Genomic DNA, 17713 nt, shown 5'->3' with positions numbered 1-17713 from the left:
GTTAATTGATTTTCCTCGTCTCATTCTAACTAACCGCTTTTTATTTGCTAATCAAACTCTATTAAAAAGCCTGACTTTTTCAAGTACTTTTTCACTTTTGCCCTGTGCCTATGGGGAATTAATACATTATGAAATTCAGCTTTAATGATATGTTTGCGCAAAAACTCATCTTTAGCAATCAAGCGTATCAACTCAGGATTTTCGGGGAGTTTATAGATCAAATATTCATTGTTTTGATTACCCAAGCGATATGACTTTTTAGTCAAGGCATCAAAGAATTCTTGCCAGATTTTAGGGGGATTTTTAGATAACAATTGTTTAAACACACTAATTTGACTTGTTACTTCTTTGGTGTTACTACAGCTCCCCAATACCGACTCAAAAGAGACCTTATATAACTTATCAGATACTTTTATGGCAACACTGTCTATCATAGACATCAATGGTTTGTTGTCGCCTTGATACAGCAAAAACAAATTCTCTTGGTCTAATATCACTTGTTCTTCTTTTACCTCAGGGGGAGTATAACTATCTGTTTTGCCTAATAAAGAGGCTCCCAAGGCTGTCAAACGTATGTACTGAATATTATCACCAGGTACCACATACTTTATATCATACACATCATCTTCATCATCCAAGGCTTGATTGGTAGAAAAAGGATATTCGTAAGCCACCTCGAGTATGCCCAGTGCTGCCAACAAAAATAAGCAGTTTTTGATATAAGGTTCTCGCAATAATGGGTTATAAGTACTCTCGCTTATCCTTACATTTTCAGTATAACCATCTTGTTTGATGCCATAATGTATAAAGTTATAATAATAACTAGATGGTAAAAACTCAAAATATATTTGACGGTAAATAAAGTATCGGTTCAAGTTCTTATAGGTTACCCAACCATCCGTTGGAAGCTCTTCTAAGGCAGCAAAAATATGTGCACTTACTTGATGATTTATATTTGTCACATTATGCCAGCTTTTAGTATGGTTAAGCAGATCTGGAACTTTAATACTTCCTCTTTGCAGGTATTGAAATAATACTTCTATCATTTCTAACAAGGACACTTCCTTAGATGATGAATGCTTCTTCCAACATAAAGTCAGTAAAGACAGCATTCGAGTACGATAAGTAGTAATAGTTTTGTCTTTGCTCTCAGGAAAAAACTCTTTGATATTACAAAACTTACGCATTTTGTTAAGTGCCGCGTCAGTAACTTTACCAGTTTTGGTTTTGGCTAAACGGTCTTGTTTGATATAAGCATTTACAATGGGCAGCTCCTGAAAAATGGCTTGCTCAGCACTAAACTTATAAGCTACCTCTCTGAGTTTTGCAACAGGCTCTAAATAATACTCGGCTGGCTTATCTAAAAATTGTTTAAGATAAATAGCCAAATTTGGGTGAATATACAAGGTATGGTCATAAGAACTTTTATGTCTGCCATCATCCCAATAGTAGCGCTTATACTCACTATGCGTGCTAAATAACTGATATTCTGCTTTTATTTCATGATAATACTGTCTGTCATAGCCACCATATCTTTGATCGACAATAATATCAATTTTATAATCTTCTTTAAGCGTTTCCTGAGAAAACGACAGCCCCCAAACAGCTTGTTTGAATATAGATTGTGCAGAGTTTGACAAAAGCCTCAGCATTGCATGAAACAATTCTTCATTGTAAAAAAAAGTAGCATATATGGCTACAAGTTCCCTTTTCTTAGGTACTTTGGTGGCAAAACCTGGTATTTTATATTTTTCGACTAACTCAGGATTATCATCAACAAAACTTTTGAGATAAGCTTTCCAAAACTCATTCAATTTGTAAAGTACATAATGACTATCTATGATACTTCTGAGCTGATCTATTGACATATTTCTTATATTACTCATAACAACAATCAGGGTTAGGCTAAAATAAATTCAATATCATCTTCATTCAATGATTTGATAGAGGCACTATCGCTGGTGATAATGCTATCAAATAGCTCTTTTTTCTTGTTTTGCAACTGCAAAATCTTCTCTTCGATGGTACCTTTAGTAATTAGCTTATAACTGAACACAGTTTTGTCTTGTCCCATTCTATAGGTTCGGTCAATGGCTTGGTTTTCGGCAGAGGTGTTCCACCAAGGATCATAAATATAGACCATGTCGGCCGCAGTCAAATTAAGCCCCACCCCACCCGTTTTAAGGGTCATAAGAAATACCCTGCATTTTTTATCATTCTGAAAACGATCTACCAACCCCTGACGATTTTGGGTAGCTCCTGTCATACTTACAAACTCGATTCCTGCACTTTGTAAATCTTCGCTGATGCTTTCTATTGCCTGTAAAAAATTCACAAAAATAAGAATCTTGTGCCCATTGGCAGCAGCGTCTAGCACTTGTTCTATCAACATTTCTCGTTTTGCCGATACCACCATTTGGTCGGTTTTAGCTTCAGGTACAGAAGCCAACTGCCGCAGCTCGGTTAACGCTTGTAAAATATAGAATTGAGTGTTGGCAATCCCTTCTTTTCCTATTTGTTGTTTTACATATTCATAATAATGTTGACGGCGTTGATGATAAAGCGTTTTCTGATCATCGCCCATATCTACATATAGCACTTGTTCTACTTTTGGGGGCAACTCGGTTAACACATTCTTTTTCAAACGTCGCAAAATAAAAGGATAAATCTTTTGGCGCAGCTCCTTTGATACCTCTTTGTCGCTATTTTGCTGAATGGGGGCAGTATAGTGTTTATTGAAATCATCAACAGAGCCAAACATAGAGGGGTTTAAGAAACGAAATAAAGCATACAATTCAGTCAAGTTGTTTTCTACAGGTGTGCCACTCAAAGCCAAACGATGTTCGGCGTTGAGCAACATTACCGCTTTGGAGGTTTGAGACTGAAGGTTTTTAATGTTTTGAGACTCATCGAGCACCACATAATAAAACTCTTGCTCTTTAAAAGTTTCAATGTCATTTCTGAGCGTGGCATAAGTAGTAAAAATCAAGTGATGTTTTACAGCTTCTTTCAAGTCACGATTATTGGCATAATAAGTATAATACGACAATGAAGCATTAAACTTGTCTATCTCGTTTGCCCAGTTGAATAACAAGGTACGTGGCATTACAATCAATGTGGGCCTTTTTTGTTTAGGGTACACCTGAGAGAGCAAAGTAATAGTTTGGAGGGTTTTACCCAAGCCCATATCATCTGCCAAACATCCGCCCAATTGGTGTTTGTGTAGATAACTCAACCACTTCACTCCCTGTTGTTGATAACTACGCAAGGTTGCCTTTACTTTGGTAGGTTTCTTATACTTCTGTTGGCTCAACTTATTGAAGCCTGCAAACACCTCTCTCGATTTTTGCATCACTCCATCTACTATCTTTTCTTCAATAAGTTCGTCTATCATAGGCAAGTCAAAAAACGACACTTTGACTTTACCATCTTTTTGCTTTTTAAACAGACGTTCTAAACGCTGAATATATTTCTCGTTCAAAACAGCTTGTGTACCATCATTGAGCTTAAGATAACGCTGTTTGTTGTATTGTTTAATCACATCAAACAACGAAAACTGTTCATTGTCTACCTCCACAGAAATGTCTCCTTCAAGAAAATCAATGCCTGAAGAAAGGTGTATATTTAATTTGGGTTGAACCGCCTTTATTTTGTAGGCTTTCAGTTTTTCGGCACCAAAAACCTGATAAGTGTTGAGCAAAGCAGGTAAAGAACTACGTATAAACTTTTCGGCTGTTTCTTGTGGAATGACAAACAAGTTATTGTCTTGATAAAAGAGGTTTTTCTTTTTGCTCCTACCAGATATTTGCTTGGTAATATCTTGTAACAAAACTACATAACTACTATACTCAATGGTTCGCAAGACAATAGTCTCCTCTACCTCGTTAACCTGAGCTAGTTTATTCACATCATAATTTTCAAGGAAATCTGTTTCAAGGTTGGGCAACACTTGTGACACCCTTAAGTAAAGTGCATGTTCTTCGTCTATTTTTTCAAAAAATAACGAAGGTTGAGGTTTTACAAGCTCTTTGCTGGTTTTTAACTTGTAGTCCTCATACTCTAGGTCTATATTTTGAAAATAAGAAAAGAATAATGACAGGTATTTCTCCAAGTCGGCAACATTGAAAGTAGTGTCAAAAAGGCTCAAATTATTGAAGTGATTGCCAATAGGCTCTACTGAATAAATGGTGTTATTTGCCAGCAAATAGTTTTCACTCAATGTTTTGCCGTTTTTTAATATTTGCTCATCAGCTTTAATTACACACTCCCCTCGAAGTTTCTGTTCATCCACAGTAGTTATCTCCAGTATTAGCTTCGTGTTATTTGGATAAAAGCTCAGTTTGTTCCTATCAATATCTATCACATTGTCGCAGTACTTCAACTGCCAAAACAGATAGTCGTGCTCGAACAAGTAAATAAATTCTCCGTTTTTTTCCCAGTCAATATTAAAAGCTTGACGCTCTTCTATTTGTTGTAAACTACGTAATATATCGCGGGTATAACCAGTATAATGCGTATAGTCATAATCTACCGATAGCAAGTCTTTGCCTACTACCGCCAAATAAGCGCCATACTCATCAAAGTCAATCAAAAAAAACACTTCTGGCATTTTTTTGTCTACTACACTAAAAGTGCGTTGCTGTTTGAGCTTGTCAAATAATTCCATTTTACTTTTTTTAAATGCTGCATGAGACCTTTCAGGGCAAAATTAACTATTTTAAGTAAATTCACAGCTTCAAAAAACATTTTTGGGCAGGTACAAATAAATTTGTATCTTATCAACTATTCACTCTTGTCAATTATTTAATACTGAAAATATATGAACTCAAAAATTAGCTATAAACAAGGGGACCTAACCATTGAAGTAGTAGATGCTATTGTAAATGCAGCCAATACTTCATTGCTAGGTGGTGGTGGCGTAGATGGAGCCATTCACCGTAAGGGTGGCGAAGATATACTAAGAGATTGTTATAAAATAATTGCCCGACAAGGAGGCTGCAAAGTAGGAGAGGCAGTAATTACAACTGCTGGAAGACTCCCTGCTAAACATGTCATTCATACAGTAGGACCTACTTGGTCGGGAGGCCATAATAACGAAAAAGAATTACTAAAGAGTGCCTATTTAAACAGCCTTAAGCTTGCGGTTGCTCAGGACCTTAAAACGGTGGCTTTTCCTAATATAAGCACAGGTATTTATAAATTTCCTAAACATAAAGCTGCAAATATAGCTATTCAAACAGTCTGCGATTTTGTAGAAAGTGACGAGGGGGCAAGTCTTGAATCGGTTATTTTTGTTTGTTTTGACGAAGAAAACCTGCAAATCTATAAGGATGCTTTTAAGGCAAGTAGCAATGCTCAGCAAAGGTTATTTTAATGCCTTTCTTCCCCTGATTCTTCAGGCTAACTTATTGCTTATCAACACTAGTTTTACTTCTTACCCTTTATGTTGCCCAAGTTTATTTCTTTGAGATTCAAGCTTTTGACTACGTTTTTATTTTTTGGCATTATCATCATAGTAGTTGCTAGTATAGGCTTTTGGTTTCATAACAAAAGCAGTAAAATATCTACCATTGCTGTAAACCTTGAAAATGTGTTAGTAAATACTTTTAAGGTGATTAAGTTGGAACAAGATTTTTTTGACTATGAAACCAATAATCCCAATTTTTATGCACAGGGCAGCAGCAAGTACATTACAAGGCACAAAAACCTGGTAGCAGATGTCAACAAACATTTATATACACTGGTAAGCTTTGAAGAAGTACAAGCGCTTGACATAGATCAGGCAGTAGTAGAAACTGAAGCCAAGAAAATTCTACACGAGTTACAAAATTATGAAACATCTTTTGATCAAATAGTACAGCTTACCCGCCGTTTGGGTTTCAAAAATTACGGCATCAAAGGTGAAATGCAGCGATACACTGAGGCATTAGAAAAACTCACTTCTCTCAACCAAATCAAACTGTTAACCCTTAAACAGTATGAGCGTGATTATCTCATATTAAAAGATATAAAATATGCCCAACAGTTAGAAAAGCTTTGCCTGCAGTGGCAAACAGATGTAGTACTTAACCCACAAGTGCGCCACAATGACAAAATTAGGGCACAACAACTACTAAGCGACTACCTAAAAACATTCAAAGAAATGGTAGCGCTTAAACAACGCATAGGAGTAGGAGCTGGCAAAGGGCTCATGCACGAGTTACGAGCTTACGCTGACAACCTTTCAAGGTTTACCCAAAACTTTGTAAGTAAAATTAACCAACGAGCAGCCAATATAAGCGCCGATTTCGAGAATATATTTATTGCAATGGTTATTGCAACAGTAGTATTGAGTATTGTCATGAGCATTTACTTTTCAACTGTGATCACTCGCCCTATTGTGGGTTTGTCTCGGTACATTAACAAAACTGTCAACAGTAATTTTTCAGAAAACCTCTCTATCAAAGAAAGCAATTCACAGGATGAGGTAGGACAGCTTACCCGTAACTTTAACCGCATGTTGCAAGAAATGCAGCGCCAACTTACTGAAATAAGGGAGCAGTCGCTCATATTAGAACATCAAAACGAAGAACTTAACAATGTAAACGAGCTGTCGCAAGCATCAGAAGAGCACCTTATGAAGCTTAATGTAGTAAAAGACAAGTTGCTTGCAATACTATCGCACGACCTGCGTAGCCCTTTCAATACAATCAAAGGCTTCTTACAGGTATTGCTACATCATATAGATGGTTTTTCAAAAGATGAGATTCGGTACTTTGCCGAAGATATGGACAAAGCTGTACAACGCGTAATAGATTTATTGGAAAATCTCTTGCAGTGGTCACTTGTTCAAACCGACGACTTTGAATATGTGCCAGAAGAGTTTAACCTTGCTCCTGTTATTCAAGACAATGTAGTACTGTATGAAAAAGCAGCCCTTGAGAAACAAATAAGCCTAATGATTCATACTGAACCTCAAACTTATGTAAAAGCAGACAAAAATATGCTTGATTTTGTTTTACGCAACTTATTATCTAACGCCATCAAGTTTACCTACCCTGAAACCCAAATAAACATTTATACAAAAAAAGAAGGGGGCTTCGTTAAAGTAAGCATTGTTGATAAAGGTGTAGGCATCAAAGCAGAAGCGTTAGCAAAAATATTTTCACCTGAAATTCACTTATCTACTCATGGTACTGCCAATGAAAAAGGCACTGGATTTGGGCTACTGTTATGTAAAGAGTTTGTAGAAAAAAACGGTGGACAACTTAAAATTGAAAGCGAAGAAGGAGTAGGTACCCAGGTAATGTTTCAACTCCATGCCATTGACCAACCTGAAGTGTAATTGACTAAACCTGCTCCCTTTCTCAGTAAACTCAACCCAATATATACTCATTAATCAAACGTAAACCGTCCATTGTAAGCATTGGCTCTATAGCATCAAACTGCTGTTTGAGAGGAATAATGACCGATGATAGTCCTCCAGTAGCTACTACCTTACAGTTTCCTCCTAACTCTTGGCGAATATGAGCAATCAAGTGCTCTACCAACCCCACATACCCTAGCAAAACCCCTGCTTGTAAAGCGTGTTCAGTGTTTTTGCCAATGGCAGAGTCAGGCAACTCAAGTGGAATTTCTATATCAGGCAATTTGGCTGTGTTTCTATACAATGCATAAATCGAAGTTTTAAGTCCTGGAGCAATGGCTACGCCTAAAATATTGCCTTTTGTTGATACTGTAGTAAAAGTAAGGGCAGTACCAAAATCGACTACAATACAATTATCTTTAAACATATCATAGCCTGCTACTGCGTTTGCTACCAAGTCGGAGCCTATTTCGTGGGGCTTTTGTACGCCTACTGGTAGTTGCTTAATTACCTCAGGGGTAACCACTAATGGTTCTTTACCAAACAAATGCCACAACATATTACGCACTATGGGAATAAGCTCTGGTACTACACTGCTCAGAGCAATATGATTTACATCGCTGATTGCCAGATTTTGTTCAAGAAAATAGGTACGAAGGTTCATTTCGTACTCAGAGGCACTTTTTTCGGTAATGGTTTGTAAACGCCAGTGGTACATCCATTCGTTCTGATCATAAAGCCCTAATACAATATTAGAGTTACCAATGTCTACAGCTAACAACATAACTTTTTAGGGGTGTTTTTGGTAAAGGTAACAAGAGTATATTTAAATTTCATTTTTTCACTACATAATTGTTATCCTGAGTAAGTTGCGGCATATCGACAATTTTAGTGTCGAGTGTTAACAAAAGTTATCCACACTCTGCATTGACTATTGTGCATAACTTTACTTGTTACCCACTGGTTCAATCAATTTTGAGTCAATCAGCATTGTTATATATCAAGATATACTCCTTATTATCAGCAAGTTGAAAATAACAGCTTGATATATCGACAATTTTAGCATCAAATGTTAACAAAAGTTATCCACAATCCCTGTGGATGATTGTACATCATTTTTGGTAGCCTGCTGTGCTTTTTAGTATATCTTTGTCAAGAATATACAAGCAGGTTACAAAATTTTGTAACTTGAATTTAAGTTTTGACAACATAGGGGATTTACCTTTTTGTATGATCATTAAAATAGAGTGTACCCTAACCATTCATCCTACTTGCTTGTTAGATTTAAGGATAATACAACAAACCAATAAATACAATGAAAAAAAGATTGCTGTTCATGTTTTTTGCCATTGTGCCCCTTTTCTTGCCTTTGCAAGGGTGTTTGCTTAGCACTGGGCAGAAAGCGTCTAATAAAAAGACAAACTCTACCTCGAAACCCAAAGCGATTGCTACTACCCGAAAAAGACCCTCTATTGCCAAGCCTATGACTATGCTACACCGGGTAATGGCAAAAGATGAACGTTTACATATTTTTTTACAGCTTAACATTCCACGCTTAAGAAATGCTTCAAACCTGATAGAAATGCTACAGGATATCTCGTTGAAGTACGGGATTTTACCTAATTACCGTAGTAAAGAATTCATAGAAACCCAAACTCTTAAGCTTACTCCAGAAACAGTAACCAAACAAGGAGCCGATTTTTATTACAACTTTAGCATACCTAAAAAAACAATGCCCAGTGCTGTAATGTTGATAGAAGCCAATGACAGCAAAACCGGGCAAAGAATCACTTTGGATGTACCACTAGAGTTTGTTATAAATAAAATACGTCAAAGCTTTAGTATTTTCGACGCTCAAGGCAAGCAACCTCTTTTTCGCAATTACTTTTTAAATAAAGCCAGCATTCAAATCAAGGACTTGGCTGGTACCAACAAAACCCTCCTTGTGAAACACTACCAGCATAATTTTAAAGCGGCTCGCCCACCTATGTCATTGTCGCGTCGTAACATTAAGAAAAAAATGGAAGTGGATAGCACATTTAAAGTACAAACCAATACTCAGTTGAACCTTAAAAAACCAGGCTTGTACATAGTACAAGCAGACACTAACCAATACTATGGCATTAGCTTTATTGTCACTGAACACCGTTACCCTAAATTTAGCAAAATAGTAGACTTGATAGATCCATTGACATACATTACTACCAAAGGTGAGTTGAACAAGCTCAAGCAATCGTCGGAAAAGAAAAAAGATTTAGACAGACTTTGGCTTGAACTAATGTCAGGCAATATAAAGGTAGCCAAACGAAGTATTCGTGAATATTACCGCCGGGTAAAGCTTGCCAACAAGTTTTTTACTACTTATAAACCAGGCTGGAAAACTGACAAAGGAATGGTTTTTATTGTATTTGGCAACCCTACCAGAGTAGTACGCACTCGTAACAAAGAAATGTGGACTTATGCCCAAAGCGCCAGTTTCTCAGACATTCATTTTACATTTTTACGCAATCCTAATCAATTTGTAGACAACCATTACACTTTGGTGCGTTACCCCGAATATGAGCAGGTGTGGTACCCCAAAATAGAACAATGGCGGGAAGGCAAAATAGGGTCATAAAGGTAATAAGTAGTGAGCAACAAGCTAAAAGTAAAAATAATGATAACTTGTTGCTCCACCTCATTTATTTTATCACAATATCATAAGGCAAACGTGCCTGAACTTGTGGAGTTTCTTTAATTTTTTTGAGTATTTCAAGGTAAGGGTATAATTCTCCCAACTCTTGTTTTAACATTCGTTGCCGGGCTTTTACAGACACTCCCAAATTATCCTTAATTTTATCTATAAGAGGCTTTTCTACAGGCAAAAACCATAACCTATAGTCTTTTCTGTTGAGTTTTGCTTTTTTTGCTGCAATTGCCAACGCATCGTTAAAACTACCCAAAACATCTACTAAACCATTTTGTTTGGCTTCGTTGCCTGCCCATACCCTGCCTGAAGCAACACTTTTGAGCTCGGCTAATGACATACCACGGTCTTTGGCAGCCTTAGAAGTAAAAGATTCATAACCTCTTTCTACGCTACGCTGCAAAATCTGGCGGTCTGCTTCAGTAAATGGGTAAGAAGGGTCGCCCAAAGCCGAAAACTTGCCAGTATTTACATAATCATTGGTAATGCCTAACTTATTTTTCTGAAACGCTGCAAGATTAAAATAAATACTAAAAATGCCAATAGACCCCGTAATTGTATTAGGCTGAGCCACTATAGTATCGCACGCCATGGCTATATAATACCCTCCCGAAGCTGCTACATCAGACATAGAAGCAATTACAGGCTTTACCTTTCGGGTAAGATGAATTTCACGCCACATTATATCAGAAGCCAAGGCACTACCACCAGGTGAGTTTACTCTCAAAACAATGGCTTTTACACTTTTGCTTTTTCGTGCCCTACGCAAAGCTTTTACTATTTTGGTAGCTCCTACCACACCATCGCCTCCATTTCCTGAACGAATCTCTCCATCGGCAACAATGACTGCAATTCGGTGGTTAGACTTTTTTTGTTGTTTTTCCCATTCGGTTTCTACTTCACGGTATTTGCCCAATCTTACCCATTTTATTTTTTGATTTTCTTTCAAATCAAGTCGTTTTTTTATTTCTGCCTCTAATTCGTCGTAGTAACCTATTTTTGTAATCAATTGATACTTAAGTGCATCTGCTGGACTTTGTACCAAGCCACTGTCTGATGCTTGAGTAAGCTGAGCAAGAGAGACTTTACGGGAAGCCGCGATATCCTTTAGGTATAAATCATAGATACTATTGAGGTAAGACTGAGTTTGTCTTCGGCTTGCCTCACTCATTTTGTCAGTCATATAGGGCTCTACAGCACTTTTATAAGTACCTACCCTGAAAATCTCTGGTTTTATGTCTAATTTATCAAAAGCTCCTTTGTAAAATGTACGTTGCGCGCTCAATCCATTGAACTCAAGCGATCCTGTGGGATTCAGGTAAATTTTACTGGCAACAGAAGCCAGGTAGTAAGCCCCTTCACTGAGGTATTCGCCATAAGCCCAAACAAATTTTTTACTCTGCCTAAAGTCATTCAAAGCCTCTCTTAACTCTTTCAATGAGGCAAAACCAGCCCCTATGCTTTGCAAGTGCAACACTATGCCAGCAATGTTAGGGTCATTTTTAGCTTTTTCTATGTTGTGCAAAATTCCCATCAAACCTGTGCCATCAACCACCGGATTCAAAGGATTGTTAAGGTTAGGTACAGGGTTATTTATGTCTAGTTCGGTAATATTACTATTTAACTTAAGCAACAATACACTCTTTTGGTCAACGGTGACAGTACTGCTACTACTTACAAGGGTAAATATGAAAAAAATGACCAGCCCGGTAAACAAACTAATGCCAATGAATGTAGCTAAGACATTACCTAAAAATCTACGAATCATAATATTTAAATTTGGATGACTATCAATGATTGCAAACAAAAATAGAAAAAAACAAACAGAGTTAATTTAAGATAGCAACAGCAATGTTAACTTTGCCCAATAAATTACAATTAATTATTTTATGTCTATTACTTATTTATTGCTGGGGACCAATCTGGGAGACAAAACCCAAAACCTGTACACAGCCACACAAATGCTGGCAAGTCAAGCAGGCGTGGTACAAAAGCACTCTGCTATTTATGAAACAATGCCTTGGGGCATACCAGATCAACCCGTGTTTTATAATCAAGTATTAGTAATCGATACTTCTCTAGAAGTAAGGGAGTTGCTGAGGGTAACCCAAAGCATAGAAGTAGCCATGGGGCGGCAAAAATACAGGAAATGGGGTGAACGACTAATTGATATTGATATTTTATACTATGGTCAAATGATGCTAGAGAGCGAGGATTTGAATGTACCACATAGCCAAATTGCCCTACGCAGGTTTACTTTAACACCTTTGGTAGAAATAGCTCCTTTGCTGGTGCATCCAGCACTGCGGCTTACCCAAACCCAACTGTTGGCACAATGCCCTGATAAACTCGAGGTAAAAAAAGTAAAACACTAAACAGCTGCTTTAGACAGTCAAACTGTATTACTGCTTGCGTTTGGGGGCATTAATTAGTTGAATCTCAATGCCTTTTTTTGACTGACTAGTTTTTACACCAAATGTATTTACCTCAATGCGTGCCGGATCAATGCCTCGATTGATGAGTTGTTCTACCATAGTGCGCCCCCTTGCCGCTGCCAACATCCAACGACCTGCATCTATTCCGTTTCTAACAGGAACAGCAATTGCCAGGCGAACTTTGACAGAGCTTTTGAGGGTTTTTGCTAACCTTACCAAAATATTTTGCCCTAGCGATGAAATCGCAGTTGTACCCTTGGTAAATAATACCCCCCTACGAAAATTAATTTGTACACCCTTGCTGTTGCTGGTTACTGCCATTCCTTTAGAGTTGACTTCATAAAGGAGTGATTTCACGTTTCCGAGGGTAACTTGTAACACAGGGCGAAACCTGATTTTGGGCAATACATCATTTACTTTATAACCAAAATAAGCCAATGTATTTCCCTTTTTTACCCATTGCCCTGGTTTGTTGCAGCTATAATCGACAAACTCATAATCTTCGGGTAGCACCCACACATAAGTAAGCTGTTTGTAATATCTAACAGTAGTAGATAGACCATAGTGTCTCCCTCCTAACCTTGGTATGGAATCAAACCTAAAGGTAAAAATACCTTCTTTGTTTACCTTCAACTCTTTATCAGTAAAACGTTCTTCGCTTATTAAGGCAAAATTTCCGGTAGGAAACACAATTCTCTTGTAACGAGAGTTTTCGCCTACAGTATATTTTTCAGGGTTGATGTAAAGGTATTTTTTTGTAATGTTGGTAGACTTAGGTAATATTTTAGAAAATGTACCAAAATTAGAGCGGGTAGTAGTATACAACAGATAATCTTGCGCATTGGGTTTGATATACAAGATATCTTCCCGAACAAGTTGGGCATACGCATAAACCAATGTGGTACATAGATATACCAAAGTGAGTAATGCTACACGTTTTACTATCATAAAAAAAAGGTTGGATGAAAAACAGTTACTAAAAATACCTTTTCGTTGGATGCTTTCAAAAATATGAGCCTATAAATCTGCTACTTCTTTATTTTACCTGCCAATTGTTCCTCTGGAAAACACACTCTAAACTTAGCTTTTATTGCATTTTCACAATTATGGCAAAGGTTTTCGGGTTCGGTATCTATAGTCACCATTGTTTCACGAGCACTTTGCATGACACACTGACGGCTGGGGCAATGAGCAAGACCAAAGTTATGCCCTAACTCGTGAATGGCAATTTTTCGCAAACGTGTATGCATAAGCTCAAGGGTAGCATAACGATATAAACGAAAAGTGGATACAATACAGCTAGGTCCAGGGCGATAGCCCAATCCAAAAATCCCCCAATCGGTATACAACCACTTAGGCTTTTTGTCTTTAGTAACTGAAATATCTTGATTGGTAAGCCCTATGATATAATCAAAATCATTGGATTTGGTGCGCCTCAAGTAGGCAATCAGGCTATCGGCTCGATAGCGAACAGGAAGCCTTAAGTGGTGTTTTTTCAGAATATGGGTGTTTTTGGCCTGTGGTGGTAATATTATCAAAGGCAATACAGTTACTTGAATACCATAGTAACGTTCTATGCCTTTTTTTGCTTCTTTAACTGAAGCATCATCCATGCCTAAAAACGGTTGAATAGCTACCTTAGGGATGACAAGTGAGGTAGTTAAAATATAACTTTTATATGTTAACCAACTTCCAACGACCAACAATGATAAAACAGTCAAGTAAAGAATGATCCTTTTCATAGCATGTGTTTTTTTAGAAAAAGACCACTTTTTATTGAAGGAGTTGCAAACGGTTTTGACGCTTGTATACTGAAAAGGTGGAGGGCTTAATACTTATATTTTTAAGGATAAAGCAGTGCCTGGTTGACTTCGTCAAGCAAAACAATGATCATTTTTAATTCTAAAGACAATCCCTTGAAGCAATGCTTAATTTTATAACAGAAAATTTGGGAAAGCAAACATAAGATGAGCAACTTTGGGGTATTTATAGACTTAAACCTATTAGCAATGCCTCATAACGCACAATACTTTATCGACCAACTAGGTATGACTCCTCACCCAGAAGGAGGTTATTACAAAGAAACTTATCGTTCTGAAGAGTTTTTTTCACAAGAAGAGCTTCCTGAAAGGTACCCAAGCAAACGCTGTCATGTTACCAGCATTTATTTTTTGTTAGAAACTAAAGAGTTTTCAACATTTCACCGTTTACGCACCACCGAGCTATGGCATTTTCATACGGGCACCACCTTAGAGCTACACATGATAGATACTGAGGGCAACTTGACTACCCAACACATTGGTAGTGATATAGCCAATGGCGAGTTGCTACAAACAGTAATTCCTGCTGGATCGTGGTTTGCCATTAGAGTGATTGCGCCTGATAGCTTTGCCTTGATAGGCTGTACAGTAGCCCCAGGATTTGAATTCGAAGACTTTGAACTTGCCAAAAGGGAGGAACTCATCAAACTATACCCACAACACACACAAGTAATTACTCAATTCACCCGGTCTTAGCCTTGACATAAAAAAGCCTGTAAGAAAGGTTCTTACAGGCTCATTAAACTCTTTATTTATATTTGGAGTACCGGAGGCTTATCTAAGCAACCAGGCTAACAAAATCATTCCTAACGGGTAAATCCAGGCAATAACACCACTGGTTACCGATGTTTTGTAGTTTAGATCACTGAAAGCTTTCCACGAACGTCGTACATGACGCAAGCTAATAAGTACATATCCAACAAGAGCCACACTACTAAAAATACCTGGACCTGTTAGAATGGTACCTGCAGTAAGTAAGCTATAAAATAACATACCTACAAAGTACACAAAGAAAACAGATGAAACAATGAATGCCAATGTGTTGAAACTCATCATTTTGCGGGCATTCTTATGCGATTCGCTACTCATAATATTAGGTTTTTAGTTTATAATGTTTGATAAATATAACGATTTTTAGAGTCAAAAAGGTTACATTTTGCAAAAAAATCGTTCATAAACAGCTTCTTGTTGTGAAAAAACAAAAGCCTGCTCAGCAAATGTTGAACAGGCTTTTGTATATCTTAAAAAAACGTGCTTTACACGCCAAACATTAATCTTTCGGGCTCTTCAAGCAATTGCTTTAATCTTACCAAAAAGGTGACTGCCTCACGTCCGTCTATAATTCGGTGGTCATAAGACAAGGCAAGGTACATAATTGGTAATATTTTCACTTCACCATTTACAGCCATTGGTCGGTCTACAATATTGTGCATTCCTAAGATTGCCGATTGAGGTGCGTTGATAATAGGTGTAGACAACATAGAACCAAATACTCCTCCATTGGTAATAGTAAATGTACCACCTTGCATCTCTTCGATAGACAGCTTATTGTCGCGTGCCTTAAGCGCCAAGTCTTTAATGCCTTGCTCTATACCCTGAAAACTCAAGCTCTCAGCGTTGCGTAACACAGGTACTACCAGTCCTTTGGGTGCTGATACAGCCACCGAAATATCACAAAACTCGTTATAAACGATTTCGTTGCCATCTATCATAGCGTTTACTCCTGGAATCTCTGTCAATGCAGTACAACAAGCCTTTACAAAGAAGCCCATAAACCCTAAACCTACCCCGTACTTTTCTTTGAACTGCTCTTTGTATTTGGCTCGTAAGTCTTTGATAGGCTGCATATTTACCTCATTGAAGGTAGTAAGCATGGCTGTTTCGTTTTTTACAGACACCAAACGGCGAGCAACTGTTTTACGAAGCGGAGACATACGCTTACGGTTTTGGTTGCGGCTACCTGGTACAGGTGTAGGCGCGGTAGCTTTGGGTGCAGGCGTTTCTTTTTTGTTTTGGGCAGGAGCCTCAGCTTTAGGCACCTTCTTTTGAGCGTTCATGGCATCTTCTTTCGTGATGCGTCCTCCTACGCCAGTACCTTTTACATCTGCAGGATCAATGCCTTTTTCAGCCAGTATTTTGCTTGCTGCAGGTGATGGATGTCCTGCCGCTGACGAAGTTTCGCTGTTGTTTGATGCTGCACCATTAGAAGGTTGAGTAGCCACTCCGTTTTCGGCAGAAGCATCAGTTTCCTTGATAGTACAAATCAAATCTCCTACATTCAAGGTTTCGCCTTCTTTTGCCACCATCTGCAAAATACCAGTAGCTTCGGCAGGCAACTCCTGAGCAGCTTTGTCGGTTTCTACCTCACATATAGGCTCATCCAAGGTAACAAAATCACCATCTTCTTTCAACCAAGCCCCAATCATTACCTCAGTAATAGACTCTGCAAGTTCAGGTACACGCATTTCTACCTCTTTGCCAGTGGTAGTGGGTGCATCAGTAGTAGTAGCAATTTTAGTAGCAGTATTGTCAGACGCATTAGCCGCAGTTTTTGAAGAACCAGCCGAAGAACCATTTTCGCTTGCTTCGATACGACATATAACATCACCCACATTCACTGTTTCGCCTTCAGGAACCACAATACGAAGAATTCCTGCTGATTCGGCGGCAAGTTCCTGAGCAGCTTTGTCAGTCTCTACCTCACAAATCATTTCATCAAGTTCTACGTAGTCTCCATCCTGTTTCAACCATTGCGAAATAACAACTTCTGTGATAGATTCCGCCAAATCAGGAATTTTCATTTCTACGGCCATAATATTTTTCCTTTCAATTTATTTTTAAATTATAGGATCGATTCTGTATTTTGAGTAAATAATGTTGCCATCATAATTTCTACATTTTAATTATAATGATATAACTAAACCTGATGACTTTATTTTAGCACATTTCATAAGTAGTAAAAGAATAAAGATTTGGTGTTGTCAATGTTCCAAATATCTATATTATGTTGGCTAATTTAAACATTTTTTTTGGTTATTCCACAACTACCAAATATCTGTGTTTTTGAGTGGCTGGTTTGCCCACAAAAGTAGTATATCTTATTTCTTTTTGGAACTTTACCTTAGTTATTTGCTATAACATTTGACACAACTTATTTATGTTTTTTTGGGTACCTGTATTATATCTTGTATTTTTCAATGTAGAACTAACAAGTACTTTACATTTTTTATCAAAGTATGACTTTTTTTAGCTTGTTTTTTGTGTAAAAAAGTTTGCTAATCCAAGTTGTATGTTACTTTAAAACTGCCAGCATTCAGGGAATTATTTGGGCATATTCTATTCGCCAGACACATAAGCCATTTATTATACAAAGCATCTGCTCATCCAGTCAATTGATAAATTATAGCCCAAAAACAACAAGTACATT

13 protein-coding genes are annotated in these 17713 nt (G+C 37.6%); 5 read left to right on the top strand and 8 right to left on the bottom strand.

What is annotated here, in order from left to right; translation table 11 throughout:
- Nucleotides 1-47: 47 nt before the first annotated feature.
- Together Q0954_RS11475 and Q0954_RS11470 are read right to left on the bottom strand one after the other, a co-directional pair.
- Complete coding sequence (locus tag Q0954_RS11475) at nucleotides 48-1886, bottom strand: hypothetical protein (RefSeq protein ID WP_299456942.1); 1839 nt, start codon at nucleotides 1884-1886, stop codon at nucleotides 48-50.
- A gap of 14 nt (nucleotides 1887-1900) precedes the next feature.
- Nucleotides 1901-4666, bottom strand: a complete 2766-nt coding sequence (locus tag Q0954_RS11470) for a DEAD/DEAH box helicase (RefSeq protein ID WP_299456941.1) — start codon at nucleotides 4664-4666, stop codon at nucleotides 1901-1903.
- A gap of 153 nt (nucleotides 4667-4819) precedes the next feature.
- Between Q0954_RS11470 and Q0954_RS11465 the strand changes: the two genes are divergently transcribed.
- Complete coding sequence (locus Q0954_RS11465; RefSeq protein WP_299456940.1) at nucleotides 4820-5374, top strand: O-acetyl-ADP-ribose deacetylase; 555 nt, start codon at nucleotides 4820-4822, stop codon at nucleotides 5372-5374.
- A 105-nt stretch (nucleotides 5375-5479) separates the two neighbouring features.
- Complete coding sequence (locus Q0954_RS11460) at nucleotides 5480-7324, top strand: ATP-binding protein (RefSeq protein ID WP_299456939.1); 1845 nt, start codon at nucleotides 5480-5482, stop codon at nucleotides 7322-7324.
- Nucleotides 7325-7355: 31 nt separating this feature from the next.
- Here Q0954_RS11460 and Q0954_RS11455 read toward each other — a convergent pair whose 3' ends face one another.
- Nucleotides 7356-8129: a type III pantothenate kinase gene (locus tag Q0954_RS11455; protein ID WP_299456937.1), complete on the bottom strand. Its 774-nt coding sequence runs from the start codon at nucleotides 8127-8129 to the stop codon at nucleotides 7356-7358.
- A 531-nt stretch (nucleotides 8130-8660) separates the two neighbouring features.
- Here Q0954_RS11455 and Q0954_RS11450 point away from each other — a divergent pair.
- A complete protein-coding gene (locus Q0954_RS11450; protein WP_299456935.1) occupies nucleotides 8661-9962 on the top strand; it encodes a GWxTD domain-containing protein in 1302 nt (433 codons plus the stop codon).
- A 64-nt stretch (nucleotides 9963-10026) separates the two neighbouring features.
- On the opposite strand, the gene sppA is transcribed toward Q0954_RS11450, so the two are convergent.
- On the bottom strand, nucleotides 10027-11799 hold the full coding sequence (sppA, locus tag Q0954_RS11445; RefSeq protein ID WP_299456932.1) for a signal peptide peptidase SppA: 1773 nt from the start codon (nucleotides 11797-11799) through the stop codon (nucleotides 10027-10029).
- A 121-nt stretch (nucleotides 11800-11920) separates the two neighbouring features.
- On the opposite strand from sppA, the gene folK reads away from it, so the two are divergent.
- Complete coding sequence (gene folK / locus Q0954_RS11440; RefSeq protein ID WP_299456930.1) at nucleotides 11921-12406, top strand: 2-amino-4-hydroxy-6-hydroxymethyldihydropteridine diphosphokinase; 486 nt, start codon at nucleotides 11921-11923, stop codon at nucleotides 12404-12406.
- A 27-nt stretch (nucleotides 12407-12433) separates the two neighbouring features.
- On the opposite strand, the gene Q0954_RS11435 is transcribed toward folK, so the two are convergent.
- Complete coding sequence (locus tag Q0954_RS11435; RefSeq protein WP_299456928.1) at nucleotides 12434-13414, bottom strand: hypothetical protein; 981 nt, start codon at nucleotides 13412-13414, stop codon at nucleotides 12434-12436.
- An 80-nt stretch (nucleotides 13415-13494) separates the two neighbouring features.
- The gene (locus Q0954_RS11430; protein ID WP_299456926.1) at nucleotides 13495-14208 is read right to left on the bottom strand and encodes an archaemetzincin; all 714 of its coding nucleotides are present in this window, start codon (nucleotides 14206-14208) and stop codon (nucleotides 13495-13497) included.
- A 267-nt stretch (nucleotides 14209-14475) separates the two neighbouring features.
- On the opposite strand from Q0954_RS11430, the gene Q0954_RS11425 reads away from it, so the two are divergent.
- Nucleotides 14476-14982, top strand: coding sequence for a cupin domain-containing protein (locus tag Q0954_RS11425; protein WP_299456925.1), 507 nt, complete (start codon nucleotides 14476-14478; stop codon nucleotides 14980-14982).
- 78 nt (nucleotides 14983-15060) lie between these two features.
- On the opposite strand, the gene Q0954_RS11420 is transcribed toward Q0954_RS11425, so the two are convergent.
- Both Q0954_RS11420 and odhB read right to left on the bottom strand, forming a co-directional pair.
- Nucleotides 15061-15375, bottom strand: a complete 315-nt coding sequence (locus Q0954_RS11420) for a hypothetical protein (RefSeq protein ID WP_299456922.1) — start codon at nucleotides 15373-15375, stop codon at nucleotides 15061-15063.
- Nucleotides 15376-15542: 167 nt separating this feature from the next.
- A complete protein-coding gene (gene odhB, locus Q0954_RS11415) occupies nucleotides 15543-17099 on the bottom strand; it encodes a 2-oxoglutarate dehydrogenase complex dihydrolipoyllysine-residue succinyltransferase (protein ID WP_299456920.1) in 1557 nt (518 codons plus the stop codon).
- Nucleotides 17100-17713 lie beyond the last annotated feature (614 nt).

This window comes from uncultured Microscilla sp. (genome assembly GCF_947493425.1).
Classification (GTDB): domain Bacteria; phylum Bacteroidota; class Bacteroidia; order Cytophagales; family Microscillaceae; genus Microscilla.
This window is presented reverse-complemented; position numbering and strand designations above follow the sequence as displayed.